The 12,438-nt window shown below is 69.6% G+C and carries 10 protein-coding genes; 7 read left to right on the plus strand and 3 right to left on the minus strand.

What is annotated here, in order from left to right; genetic code table 11:
- The first annotated feature begins 37 nt into the window (after window positions 1-37).
- The 3 genes from accD (at window position 38) to MKK65_RS30225 (ending at window position 3,375) form a co-directional block, all read left to right on the plus strand.
- Complete coding sequence (gene accD / locus MKK65_RS30215; protein WP_243961885.1) at window positions 38-934, plus strand: acetyl-CoA carboxylase, carboxyltransferase subunit beta; 897 nt, start codon at window positions 38-40, stop codon at window positions 932-934.
- Between the two features lie 9 nt (window positions 935-943).
- The gene (locus MKK65_RS30220) at window positions 944-2,269 is read left to right on the plus strand and encodes a bifunctional folylpolyglutamate synthase/dihydrofolate synthase (RefSeq protein ID WP_243961886.1); all 1,326 of its coding nucleotides are present in this window, start codon (window positions 944-946) and stop codon (window positions 2,267-2,269) included.
- A 206-nt stretch (window positions 2,270-2,475) separates the two neighbouring features.
- Window positions 2,476-3,375: an outer membrane protein gene (locus tag MKK65_RS30225; RefSeq protein WP_058192598.1), complete on the plus strand. Its 900-nt coding sequence runs from the start codon at window positions 2,476-2,478 to the stop codon at window positions 3,373-3,375.
- 120 nt (window positions 3,376-3,495) lie between these two features.
- Here the strand turns inward: MKK65_RS30225 and trxA are convergent, their stop codons facing one another.
- Window positions 3,496-3,819, minus strand: coding sequence for a thioredoxin (gene trxA / locus MKK65_RS30230; protein ID WP_007561219.1), 324 nt, complete (start codon window positions 3,817-3,819; stop codon window positions 3,496-3,498).
- Window positions 3,820-4,175: 356 nt separating this feature from the next.
- Window positions 4,176-7,661 carry a double-strand break repair helicase AddA gene (gene addA, locus MKK65_RS30235; protein ID WP_243961888.1) on the minus strand — a complete coding sequence of 1,162 codons (3,486 nt, stop codon included), beginning with the start codon at window positions 7,659-7,661 and terminating at the stop codon, window positions 4,176-4,178.
- A 111-nt stretch (window positions 7,662-7,772) separates the two neighbouring features.
- Between addA and minC (MKK65_RS30240) the strand changes: the two genes are divergently transcribed.
- The 4 genes from minC (MKK65_RS30240) (at window position 7,773) to minE (ending at window position 10,865) form a co-directional block, all read left to right on the plus strand.
- Complete coding sequence (gene minC, locus MKK65_RS30240; protein ID WP_243961890.1) at window positions 7,773-8,528, plus strand: septum site-determining protein MinC; 756 nt, start codon at window positions 7,773-7,775, stop codon at window positions 8,526-8,528.
- A 424-nt stretch (window positions 8,529-8,952) separates the two neighbouring features.
- Complete coding sequence (minC, locus tag MKK65_RS30245) at window positions 8,953-9,681, plus strand: septum site-determining protein MinC (protein ID WP_058192601.1); 729 nt, start codon at window positions 8,953-8,955, stop codon at window positions 9,679-9,681.
- A 30-nt stretch (window positions 9,682-9,711) separates the two neighbouring features.
- On the plus strand, window positions 9,712-10,527 hold the full coding sequence (gene minD, locus MKK65_RS30250) for a septum site-determining protein MinD (RefSeq protein WP_058192603.1): 816 nt from the start codon (window positions 9,712-9,714) through the stop codon (window positions 10,525-10,527).
- On the plus strand, window positions 10,524-10,865 hold the full coding sequence (gene minE, locus MKK65_RS30255; protein WP_243961892.1) for a cell division topological specificity factor MinE: 342 nt from the start codon (window positions 10,524-10,526) through the stop codon (window positions 10,863-10,865). The genes minD and minE overlap by 4 nt, the downstream gene beginning before the upstream one ends.
- A 128-nt stretch (window positions 10,866-10,993) precedes the next feature.
- Here minE and MKK65_RS30260 read toward each other — a convergent pair whose 3' ends face one another.
- Complete coding sequence (locus MKK65_RS30260; protein ID WP_243961894.1) at window positions 10,994-12,430, minus strand: cytochrome P450; 1,437 nt, start codon at window positions 12,428-12,430, stop codon at window positions 10,994-10,996.
- Between the last annotated feature and the right edge of the window lie 8 nt (window positions 12,431-12,438).

Consider the following 12,438-nt stretch of genomic DNA (forward strand, 5'->3'; position numbering starts at 1 on the left):
ATATCAGCGTGAGCTCGAAGCGAACGGACGCGAGTCGATGGTCGAACCGATGAACTGGATCTCGGAGGTGGTGCGCCCCCGGATCAAGACCCTGTTCAAGCGCGAGACGCCGGAGAACCTCTGGGTCAAGTGCCCGGACACCGGCCAGATGGTGTTCCACAAGGAGGTGGAGGCCAATCACTGGGTGATCCCCGGCTCCGAGCATCACCTGAAGATGAGCGCCGCCGCGCGGCTCAAGATGATGTTCGACGAGGGCACCTGGATCGACGTGGCGCTCCCCGAGGTCGCCGTCGATCCGCTGAAGTTCCGCGACGAGAAACGCTACGTCGACCGCCTCAAGGAGGCCCGCGCCAAGACCGGCCTGCAGGATGCGTTCAAGATCGGCTTCGGCCGGGTCGGCGGCCTGCCGATGACGCTCGCGGCGCAGGAATTCGGCTTCATGGCCGGCTCGCTGGGCATGGCGGCCGGCGAGGCCTTTGTGCGCGGCGCCGAAACGGCGCTTGAGAAGCGCACCCCCTACGTCCTGTTCTCGGCCTCCGGCGGCGCGCGCATGCAGGAGGGCATCCTGTCCCTGATGCAGATGCCCCGGACCACCGTGGCCGTGCGCCGGCTCAACGCCGCGCGCCTGCCCTACATCGTGGTGCTGACCAACCCGACCACCGGCGGCGTCACCGCCTCTTACGCCATGCTCGGTGACGTGCACCTGGCCGAGCCCGGCGCGCTGATCTGCTTCGCCGGCCCCCGGGTGATCGAGCAGACCATCCGGGAGAAGCTGCCGGACGGCTTCCAGAGGGCTGAATACTTGCGCGAGCACGGCATGGTCGACCAGGTCGTCCACCGGCACGCCCTGAAGGAGACGATCACCCGGATCTGCGGTCTCCTGACCAACGCCGCCACGGCCGAGGCGCCGGGTCCCGCCCAGGCCGCGGCCTAGCCCGCCGCCATGGCCTCCTCCGACGCCCTCATGGCGCGATTCCTCGCGCTCCATCCGCGCACCATCGACCTGTCGCTGGGCCGGATCGAGCGGTTGCTGTCCCGGCTGAATCACCCCGAGCGGCGCCTGCCGCCGGTGATCCACGTGGCCGGAACCAACGGCAAGGGATCGACCATCGCGTTCATGCGGGCGATCCTCGAGGCCGGCAGCCTGGCCGCCCATGTCTACACCTCGCCCCATCTCGTCCGGTTCCACGAGCGGATCCGGCTTGGCGGAATCGGGGGCGGCCAGTTCGTGGACGAGGACCGGCTGGCCGACGCCTTCTCGCGCTGCGAGGCCGCCAATGCCGGCGAGCCGATCACCATGTTCGAGATCACCACGGCGGCGGCCCTGCTGCTGTTCTCGGAGAGCCGGGCGGACGTGCTGCTGCTCGAGGTCGGGCTCGGCGGCCGGCTCGACGCCACCAACGTCATCGCCCAGCCGGCCTGCTCGGTCGTGACGCCGATCGGGCGCGACCATGCCGAGTATCTTGGGGATACGGTCGAATCGGTCGCCGCCGAGAAGGCCGGGATCTTCAAGCGCGGCTGCCCGGCGGTGATCGCCGCGCAGGATTACGCCGAAGCCGACGCCGTCTTGTGCCGCCACGCCGAAGCCGTGGGCGCGACCCCGATCCTGATCGGCAACCAGGATTTCTCCGCGCACGAGGAGCGCGGCCGCATGGTTTACCAGGACGAGACCGACCTGTTCGACCTGCCCCGGCCGCGCCTCGCCGGGCGCCACCAATTGGTCAACGCCGCCACCGCGATCACGGCCCTGCGGGCGGCAGGCTTCGGCGATATCGGCAATGCCGCCCTGGAGCGCGGCCTCACCGAGGTCGATTGGCCCGGCCGGCTCCAGCGGCTCGGCCGCGGGCGGCTTGCCGCGCAGCTCGATCCCGGCGCCGAGCTGTGGCTCGACGGCGGCCACAACATCGACGGTGGCCGGATCCTCGCCGCCGCCATGGCCGATCTCGGCGAGCGCAGCGACGTGCCGCTGGTGCTGATCGTCGGGCTGCTGAGCACGAAGGACGCCGACGGCTTCCTGCGCAACTTCGTCGGCTTGGCGCGGGCGCTGATCGCGGTCCCGATCACGACCTCGATGGCGGCACGGCCGGCCGAGGAGGTGGCGCGGATCGGCGAAGGCGTCGGCTTGTCGACCCGGACGGCGCCGAGCGTCGAGGCTGCGCTGGAGCAGGTGAAGGACATCGCCTTCGAGCAGCCCCCGCGGATCCTGATCTGCGGCTCGCTCTACTTGGCCGGGCTGGTGCTGGCTGCCAACGACACGCCGCCCGTCTAAGCCGCACCTTACCTTTGTCTTTGGCGCTAGCTTTTTTCTTTCGTTTGGTTAGCGCCTCGGTAATCGCCGTTGATTCGCCGCATTCGAGGGAGCGAATTGACTCTAGCGGCCACGCTTTCCCTCCGCTGTGGCAGCGAAGCTACATCCCCGGAAGGCCCGATCGCCTAACTTCGGCATCGATCGGGCTTGTGCTGGGGATCACAGTAATGAAGACGCTTCTCACCTCTCTTGCGGCATTCACGGCGCTCACCGCCGCCGCCACCGCTGCCGACCTGCCGCGCCGCGCTGCGCCGCCGCCGGTGTTCACCCCCGTTCCGGTGTTCACCTGGACCGGCTTCTACTTCGGTATCAACGCCGGCTACGCCTTCGATGCCAGCGACACCGACAGCAACCGCGGCTTCGTCCAGACCGCCGGCAGCCCGGCCGTTCTCGGCGCCGGTGGCCTCGTGCCCTACCGCGCCCTGGCGCCGCTCGGCTCGTCGCTGATCTACAACCGCAACAGCCGCGAAGGCTTCTCCGGCGGTGGCCAGATCGGCTACAACTACCAGTTCACCCCGGGCTCGGGCGTCGTGATCGGCTTCGAGGCCGACGCGCAGTACCTCGATTTCGGTGGCCGTCCGCGCTACGCCACGAACGCCGCCGCGATCAACCCGGGCTTCATCCCGGTCAACGGCACCCTGAACACGCTGGACTTCTTCGGCACCGTGCGCGGCCGTCTCGGTTACGCCTTTGACAAGACCCTCGTGTACGCCACCGGCGGTTTCGCTTACGCCACCGGCGACCAGGGCACCCAGGGCGTCGCCTTCCAGAACTTCGCTGGCCGTCGCGACGACTTCAAGACCGGCTACACCGTCGGCGGCGGCGCCGAGTTCGCGCTCCCCACCGACTCGTTCCTGAACTTCTTCCGCTCGTCGGCCGTGACGTTCAAGGTCGAAGGTCTGTACGTGAGCCTGGACCGCAACCGCACCGGCCTGCCGCTGGTCGGCGCTGCCCTCAACACCGGCGCCGTCCTGCCGGTCTACGCCGTCACCGGCAACACCAGCCGCAACACGAACGACTTCGCCGTCGTCCGCGCCGGCCTGAACTACAAGTTCGGCTCGTACTAAGACCGAACGATCGGCCCCTGGGCATTGCGCCCGGGGCCACAGGGATTGGGTCCCGAAACCGAGAAAGCCCGGCCATGCGGCCGGGCTTTCTTTTTGCGTCGCGTCGAAGGCGTCAGACGCTTACGCGACCTGCGCGCCGATCCAGCGGGAGAGATCGCCCTTGGGGGCAGCGCCGACCTTCTGATCGACCCGCTCGCCGTTCTTGAACAGCAGCAGCGTCGGAATCGAGCGGATGCCGTACTGGGCGGCGATCTGCGGGTTCTCGTCGACGTTGACCTTGGCGATCTTCACCTTGCCCTGGAGATCGGTGGCGATCTCCTCGAGCGCCGGGCCGATCTGGCGGCAAGGGCCGCACCATTCCGCCCAGAAATCGACCACGACGGGCTCGGCGGACTTGAGAACGTCCTGCTCGAAGCTCGCGTCGGTTACTTTCACCGTCGCCATAACGTCACCTTTCGGAACTGGCCACCGATTGGGCGGCCTCGGACGGGCAGGGGCCCGCGCGGTTCGACCAGAATTGGCGACGGGCCGGCGCCCGGTCAAGAAGGCCGCACGCCCATGCATGGGGGCAGCTTGAAGGGCGCATCGCAATGTGCGCTGGCGCATGCGGGGCGGGGAAGGCCGTGGAGGAAGCCCCTTCCAACGGAGGAAGCCGCGTTGCGGCTTCTATCCGCGACAGCCACGCCCCACTGTCCTTGCGAGCGCAGCGAAGCAATCCAGGGACACGCCAGCTTTCGAGATCGCGTGCCACACCGGGTTGCTTCGCTGCGCTCGCAAGGACGGCGTGGGGCGGGCGCCTCTCAGCCCTCGATTCCCGCCTGGCCCAAAGCCGCCCGGATGTCGGCGCCGCTCAGGGTCCGGATCACCGGGCCGGAGGTCCAGATCAGCATCGGCCGAATCGTCCGGTCCGGATAGATCTGGCCCAGAAGCTCGGCATAGAGCGCGATCTGACCGGCTTCGGCAGGGGGCAGGGGCTCGTCCTCGGCCGGGGGGCGTCCGGTCTTGAAGTCGGCGATCCGGATCGTGTCGGCGGCCACGGCGAGGCGGTCGACGCGGCCCTGAACCACCCGCTCGCTGCCGCCGGCCCGGACGCGACCCGACAGGTTCACCTCGGCCCTTGCGTCAGGGGCGAAGAGCGGCGCCAGCTCCGGATCGTCGATGAGGCGCAGCACCGAGCGGACGATGCCGTAAGTCGCCGGGCGGGGCAGGCCGGGGGCGCGGGCCCGCACGAAGGCGAGGCCCGCCGCCTCCCGGCGTTCGGGCTCGATTCGGGGGAGGTGCTGCAGCAGGGAATGGATCAGGATGCCCCGGCGGCGCGCCTGGGCATCCGCCAGGCGGGGCGGCGGCACCCGCGAGCCGTCCGCGGCCTGAAGGGCGCCGGACGGGTTGAGGACCGGGATCTCCGGCTCGGCCGGTACCGGGCAGCGCAGCCAGTCGGGCTCCGGCGTGCGGACCTTCGTCGCGGCCGGCGTCTCCGGGGGGCTGAACGTCTCGGCACCGTCCCGCCACAGGGTCGCGGGTCCGTAGGGCAATTCCAGGGCCTGTCCCGCGCCGAGGGTCGCCTCCAGGCCGGCCCGGATCATCCGGCACCACGCGGCTTCGCTTTCGCGTTCGTGGCCACGGAACGGCGCGACGATCAGCCGATCGGCCGCCCGGGTCATGGCCACGTAGAGCAGACGGTTGTGCTCCTGCCGCGCCCGGGCGAGCAGTGCCGCGCGGGCCTCGCCGGTGGCGGCACAATCCTGCGTCTTCCCGCTCGACCATACCGGCGGCAGCACCGTACCGTTCCCCGCCAGCGGCAGCAGAGGCGGGTCGTTGCGCCCGAGCGGCTCGCAGCCATCCATGACCACCACCACCGGCGCTTCGAGGCCCTTGGCCCCGTGCACGGTCATCACCCGGACCTCGTCGCGGCCCGATTCCATATCGCGCTTGACCGTGTGGCCGGCCTCGGCGCCGACGTAGCGCGCCAGGAAACCGCCGAGGGACGGCGCATCCTCCCCGGTCTCGGCCTGGGCGGCGGCGGCCAGGAAGACGTCGATGGCGTCGCCGGCCTCACCACCGAGCCGGGCGACCAGCTTCGCCCGCCCGCCCTGCGGCCCGAGGAGCCGCGCATAGAAGCCGAACGGGCCGTGGAGCCCGGCCAGGGCGATCCAGTCTTCGAGCGCCGCCAGCCCACGGATCGCCGCGGCATCGCCGGCCTCGGCGTGGCGGTGCAGGGCATCCTCCAAGGTCTCCGACAGGTCGCGGCGGGCGGCGAGCCGCACCAGATCCTCGTCGGTGAGCCCGACCAGAGGCGTCTTGAGCGCGGTGGCGAGCGTCAGGTCGTCGGCCGGCAGCAGCCCGGCCCGCCCGGCGGCAACGAGGTCGGCCACCGCGATATGGGCGGAGACCTCCAGCCGATCCTGGCCGGCGACCGGGACGCCGAGACCCTTCAGGGCGCGGATCACCTCCTCGAAGGCCGGCCCGCGCTTGCGCACGAGGATCAGCACGTCGCCGGGACGCCAGATCCGGCCGGTGGCATCGCCCTGGTTCGTCCAGGTCCGCACCGCCTGCGCCACCCGGCGAGCGGTCACGATCGCCGGGGCGCTAGTCTCGGGGGCGTCCACCGGCGCCGTCCAGGCGTCAGGCTCCGGCGTCGGCTCCGGCTCGGCGATCGGCCACAGCTCCACCGCTCCGGGGGCGCCGGGCCGGGCGCTGGCATGGACGGTCCGGCGGGCGGTGTCCTCGAAGGCCAAGCCTTCGTTATGCGCGTCGAGGGCGAACACCGCGTCGACCGCCTGGAGGACCAGGCCGGTGGAGCGGAACGACAGGGTCAGCGGCACATCCTCGAAGGTGAGGCCGGCTGCGCGCGATTCCTGGATCCAGGCCGCGCGGGTGAGGGCGAATTCCCGCGGCTCCGCGCCCTGGAACCCGTAGATCGACTGCTTCGGGTCGCCCACCGCGAAGCGGGTCCGGGTCCCGGCCCGGGCCCCCTCGCCGGCGGCGAATTCCTGGGTGATCGCCCGCAGGATCTCCCATTGTTCCGGGTTGGTATCCTGCGCCTCGTCGACCAGCACATGGTCGATGCCGCGGTCGAGCTTGTACAGGACCCAGCCGGCCCCGACCCGGGCCAGCAGGTCCAGGGCCTTGTGGATCAGGTCGTCGAAATCCAGCGCCCCGAGCCGGGCCTTCTGCGCCTCGACCCGGCGGTGGATCTCGGCGGCGATCTGGAACAGCGCCTGCGTCCGGGCATGGGCCCGCGCCGCGCGCAACCGGTCGAACAAGGGCTCCAGCCGGTCGCGCTCGGCGATCAGGCTCTCCTTCGCCGCCACCGGGACGCCCTTGGTGCCGAGGCTGCTGTCGGCCTTGGGCTCGTCCTTCTGGGTGAAGAACACCCCACGGTAGAGGTCGAGCGCCTCGGACCGGTCCGGCAGATCCTCCGATCGCGCCCGCTCGGCCTCGGCCGCCGCCAGCGCCTCGGCGAGCTTCTCGTCATTGGCCTTGCCGGTGTGCAACGCGCCGATCAGATCGGCCCGATCCTCGGGGCGGCAGCCCGGGCCGCCGTCCAGGATCGCGGCCTCGATCGCCTCCGCATTCTCTTCGGCGGCAAGCCCCAAAGCGCCGTGCAAGTCTTCGAAGGACCGGTCCAATCGGGCCCGGTCGCCGATCAGACTCCGCGCGCGCATTGCGGAGCGGATCGCCGCCCGCAGGGTGTCGCCCGTCGCCTCCGGGGTGACCCGGGCCAAAGCGGCGCTGAGCGGCGTGTCGCCATTCGACACCGCATCGGCCAAAACGTTGGCCATCTCGATGTCGAAGATCTCCCGGGCCTTCGTCTCGTCCAGCACCACGAAACGCGCCGGCACGTTCGCCTCGAACGGGAACATGTGCAGGAGCCGCTCGCACAGGGCGTGCAAAGTCTCGATCTTCAGGCCCCCCGGCGTCTCCACCGCCCGGGCGAACAGCCGCCGCGCCATGCGCAGGCGCTCCGCATCGGCCCGCTCGCCGGTGAGTTCGGTCAGCTCCGCCCCGAGCGCGGTATCGTCCAGGGTCACCCACCGGCCGAGCAGCCGGAACACCCGGATCGCCATGTTGGCGGCCGCCGCCTTGGTGAAGGTCAGGCACAGGATCCGGCCAGGCGGCGCTCCGTCGAGGAGGAGCCGCACCACCCGGTCGGTGAGCACCTTGGTCTTGCCGGCCCCGGCATTGGCCGAAACCCAGGCCGAGGCCCGCGGATCGGCCGCCCGGCGCTGGTTGGCCTGGGTCAGGTCGTCGACGACGAAGGGTCTGATGGCTTGCGCGCTGCTCAACGATCTCGTCCGGCTCGGCTGCGGCACCTCTCTACAACACAAATGCCCCTGCGGGCCGAGCAAGGCGTCACACCGGGCGTTGCGGGATTGCCCCGCGCGCGGCCGCACCGCATGGATGCATCAGACATCCTCACGACCCCGAAAACGCCCGTGACCCAGCCGACATCCGAGCCGGCGCGCCCGCCGATCCGCTTCCGCGGCCGCTCCTTCATGGCCACCGTCCTGGCCCCCGTGCCACCGGTGGCCGAGTGGTTCGGCGATCTCGACGCCCTGAACCGGCGCGCGCCCAACTTTTTCGCCGGCCGGCCTGTAATCCTTGACCTCGCCGGCCTGAAGCTCACCCGTGAGGATCTCGACGGCCTGCTCGCGGAACTCGCGGCCCGCAGGATCGCGATCCTCGGCATCGAGGGCGCGCCGCCGTCGATCCTGACCTCAGAATTACCGCCGGCCCTGTCGGGCGGCCGCCCGGTCGGCGACATCGCCACCCCGGAAGCGGATGCGCCGCCCGAGCCGGCGCCCAAGGAGAGCGCTGCGCGCTCGCTGATCCTCGACGCGCCGGTGCGCTCCGGACAGACCGTGCTCCATCTTGAAGGCGATGTGACCGTGCTCGGCGCCGTCGCCTCGGGCGCCGAGGTGATCGCCGGCGGCTCGATCCACGTCTACGGCGCCCTGCGCGGCCGGGCGGTGGCGGGTGCTGCCGGCAATCCGGGCGCGCGGATCTGGTGCCGCCGCTTCGAGCCGGAACTGGTGGCGATCGACGGCCTCTACCGCGCCGCCGACGACCTGGACCTGGCCTTCCGGGGTCAGGCCGTGGAGGTGCGGCTTGTGGAGGATGCGATCAAGCTGGGTCTGTTCGAGCGGGGGTGAGTGAACGGCCACATCGCTCTCGTGACGATCGACGTCTAAAATCGCCGCTGCCCGTTGACTGGACCAACAATCCAAAACGCAAATCTTCGAAGGATTTGTTGTTTCATCGCGGACGGCGGCGGGCGTCACCAATTTCGGGATCCTGAATCCCCAAAGCGGACCCGGACAGGCGTTTCTGCTTTTGGAAAGATTTATATCGATCAGCCACTTGGTGCGGAATTTCCCTGAGGCGGCGCGTGATCGGCTGCTACCGGCCGACAGGCGCTTCGCACATGTGGGAGCAACCACGGGGCTGTGTCCTCGTGGGCCTAAGGCTCCACCGATACCAGGATCCCGGCAGAATTTGCCGACCGGATCCAAAACTTAACCCTTCGGTAACCATGCCAGCCGTCAATGGTCCGGTAAGGACTCTTAACGGGCCGACATGAGCGAAACCCTCCCCGAGCCGATCGACGACCCGGAGACCGCCCCAGCGGCGGCTCCTGCGCCCCGGCCGCTCAGCCTTCGCGGGCGGGCGTTCAAGGGCTTGGCCCTCACCCCCGAGCCGCCGCTTCCGGAGTGGCTCGCGGGCCTCGACGCAGCGCTCAAGCGCTCGCCGACCCTGCTGAAAGGCCGGGCCGTGATCCTGGACTGCGCCCAGCTCAAGCCCGAGCCGGACGCGCTCGACATGTTAATGGCCGAGCTCAAGGCCCGCGGCATCGCGGTTCTGGGGATCGAAGGGATCGACGCCATTGCGTCCGGATTGCCGCCGCTGCTGGTGCAGGGGCGTCCGTCGGACACGGTCGAAATCCCGGCCGCCCCCGCCGAGCCGGAGCCGCAAGTCGTCACCTCGATCACCGTCGAGGGCTCGGTCCGCTCCGGACAGAGCGTGATCAACCCCACCGGCGACGTCACCGTGATGGGCTCCGTCTCCTCGGGGGCCGAGATCCTCGCGGGCGGCTCGATCCACGTCTACGGCGCCCTGCGGGGCCGCGCGATCGCCGGTGCGGCGCGCAACCCGCGGGCCCGAATCTACTGCCGCAAATTCGAGCCCGAGTTGCTGGGGATCGACCGCCTCGTGCGGACGGCGGAGGACATGGGCACGGCCCTGCGCGGCAAGGCCGCTCAGGTCTGGCTCGATGGCGGCAACATCCGAATGGCAAGCTTAGACTAACGCAAGCTTAGAAATCAGGGAGATCGACGCGTGGCAAAGGTTCTCGTCGTCACATCGGGCAAGGGCGGCGTCGGCAAGACGACGACGACCGCGGCCCTCGGAGCGGCCCTGGCGCAGGGCGGGCAGAGCGTGTGCGTCGTCGATTTCGACGTCGGCCTGCGCAACCTCGACTTGGTCATGGGTGCCGAGCGCCGGGTGGTCTACGACCTCATCAACGTGGTCAACGGCGATGCCAAGCTGCCGCAGGCGCTGATCAAGGACAAGCGCCTCGACACCCTGCACCTGCTGCCGGCCTCGCAGACCCGCGACAAGGACGCGCTCACCGACGTCGGCGTCGCCCGAGTGATGGAAGAACTGCGCGAGCGGTTCGACTGGGTGGTGTGTGACTCGCCGGCCGGTATCGAGCGCGGCGCCCAGCTCGCCATGCACCACGCCGACGTGGCTGTGGTCGTGACGAACCCCGAGGTCTCCTCGGTGCGCGACTCCGACCGGATCATCGGGCTGCTCGATTCCAAGACCGCCAAGGCGGAGAAGGGCGAGGAGATGGAGAAGCACCTGATCCTCACCCGCTACGACCCAATGCGGGCCGATCGCGGCGACATGCTCAAGACCGAGGACGTGCTCGACATCCTGTCGATCCCGCTGCTGGCGATCATCCCCGAAAGCCAGGAGGTGCTGCGCGCCTCGAACCTCGGCTGCCCGGTCACCCTCAACAATCCGCTCTGCGCCCCGGCGCGGGCCTACGCCGATGCGGCACGCCGGCTGAAGGGCGAGAACGTGCCGATGAGCATGCCGACCGAGCGCAAGTCCTTCCTCGACAAGCTGTTCATGCGGAGGGCGGCATGAGCATCCTGGGTATTTTCCAGAAGCGCAATTCCGGTGCGGTCGCGCGCGACCGCCTGCAATTGATCCTCGCCCACGAGCGTGCCGAGTCGGGACGTCCCGACTTGGTGATGCAGCTCCGCGACGAGATCCTGGCGGTGATCGCCAATCATGTGTCGGTGGAAGCCGACAAGGTTAAGGTCACTCTGGAGCGGGGTGAGGGCGTCTCGACCCTGGGCCTCGACATCGAGCTTCCGCTCGGTGTCTCGGGCAAGCTCGATGCGAAGCTGGCTGCTAAGCTCGCCGAAGTCGCTGCGAACAGGGGTGGGCAGAAATCGGCGGCCTCCAAGAAGGCTGCTTGAGCCGGGCCGGGATCGTCACCGCCGGCACGAACCTGCGCGAGCCGCGCCCGCTAAGCCGGGCGCGGCTTTGCTTTTTGGGGACATGATCGACAACACGCGGCGCTTTCGTGTCCGGGTGAGGAACGCGGTCAGACGCCGGCTGAATGCCGCGGGATCAGTCGAAATTTGGCGAAACGCTGCGGCTGAGTGGTAACCACCGCGTGCGGCAGGATCGGCTCCCGGTCCTCAAGGACCAGTCGGAACCGCGCAAGCAGTCGCGCCAGCGACAGCACCGTCTCGATCAGCGCAAATTGCGCTCCGATGCACACCCGCGGGCCTGCCCCGAAGGGTAGGTAGGAGAAGCGGGCTGGCGGCTTGGCACCGGGCAGAAAGCGACCCGGGTCGAAGGCCTCCGGATCGGCCCAAAGCTTGCGGTGCCGGTGGAGCACCCAAGGGCTTACCATCACGACGTCGCCCCTCTTGACCGGATGGCCCGCGATGGTGTCGGCGCCGAGCGCCCGGCGGACGATGACGAAGGCCGCCGGGTAGAGGCGCAAGGTCTCGTCCACCGTCGCGCGGATCAACGGCAGCCGTCCGTCGCTTTGGCAACCGGTCGAATTGGTGAGGTCGGCGGCTTGAGCTTCGGCCGCCAGACGCTCCTGCAGCTCGGGGGCGAGCGCCAGCATGTAGGCGGCCCAGAACAGCGTGCCGGCCGTGGTCTCGTGGCCGGCCAGGATCATAGTCGCGACCTGGTCGCGTAGCTCCTCGGCGCTGAAGGGGGCGCCGGTATCCGGATTGCGGGCCGTGGCGAGCAAGTCGAGCAGGTCGCCGGAATGGCCTGCTTCCCGGGTCGCCGCCTGCCGCGCTGCGATGATTCGGTCGAGGAACGGAATCCATCGGCGCCGGAACCGCGCACGGGACCAGTCGAGCGGGACCGGCCAGCCCGGCGGCATCACGATGTCGAGGAGGTGCGGCCGGCCGATCTTGACGCTGTATGCGGCGATCAGTTCGCGGAGCTCCAGACCGTACCGGTCCATGCCGACCGAGAACATGCTGCGCCCGGCAATCTCCAGCGCAAGCCGGTGGAAGGCCGTGAACAGGTCGATTGGGCCCTCGGATGCCTCGGCGACGATCCGCTCGATCCCGTCATCCACCGCGGCGGCGATGTGGGGGACGAGCCCGTCGATCGCTCTTGGCGTGAAGGCCGGTGCCAGAGTCCGGCGCTGGTGCCGCCAAGCCGAACCCTCGCTGATCAGGAGGCCGTCGCCCAAGATCGGACGCAGGATCCGCACCGTGCCGGTGGTGCGGGCGTAATTGGCTTGGTTGTCCACCAGGAAATGGCGGATCGCCTCAGGGTCGTTCAGGACGTAGCTCGACCGGCCGAGCAGGCCGCGGCGCGTGATCGCTTCCTCAAAGGCGCTCCGGGGGAAACCGGCCAGCCCGTTGTCGCGGATCGAGCGCAGATAGGCCGAAAGCGGCAGCTCATGCTCCGCCGGAGCCGGGTGCGGTGGCACCAGGCGCGGCAGGTCGGCGAGGCTCGGATTTGTCCGACCCGAAATCGCGATCGCGTCCGTCGATACAGGCATGTGAGCCA

Origin of the sequence: Methylobacterium sp. J-001, assembly GCF_022829565.1 — a bacterium.
In the GTDB taxonomy this organism is placed as follows: domain Bacteria; phylum Pseudomonadota; class Alphaproteobacteria; order Rhizobiales; family Beijerinckiaceae; genus Methylobacterium.

Excerpts from the sequence above, each read along its gene's own strand:
- MKK65_RS30260 (WP_243961894.1), bottom strand. The coding sequence starts at position 12,430 with ATGCCTGTATCGACGGACGCGATCGCGATTTCGGGTCGGACAAATCCG.
- minC (WP_058192601.1), top strand. The coding sequence starts at position 8,953 with ATGAGCGAAACCCTCCCCGAGCCGATCGACGACCCGGAGACCGCCCCA.
- MKK65_RS30220 (WP_243961886.1), top strand. The coding sequence starts at position 944 with ATGGCCTCCTCCGACGCCCTCATGGCGCGATTCCTCGCGCTCCATCCG.
- trxA (WP_007561219.1), bottom strand. The coding sequence starts at position 3,819 with ATGGCGACGGTGAAAGTAACCGACGCGAGCTTCGAGCAGGACGTTCTC.
- MKK65_RS30225 (WP_058192598.1), top strand. The coding sequence starts at position 2,476 with ATGAAGACGCTTCTCACCTCTCTTGCGGCATTCACGGCGCTCACCGCC.
- minC (WP_243961890.1), top strand. The coding sequence starts at position 7,773 with ATGGATGCATCAGACATCCTCACGACCCCGAAAACGCCCGTGACCCAG.
- minE (WP_243961892.1), top strand. The coding sequence starts at position 10,524 with ATGAGCATCCTGGGTATTTTCCAGAAGCGCAATTCCGGTGCGGTCGCG.
- accD (WP_243961885.1), top strand. The coding sequence starts at position 38 with ATGGTCGAACCGATGAACTGGATCTCGGAGGTGGTGCGCCCCCGGATC.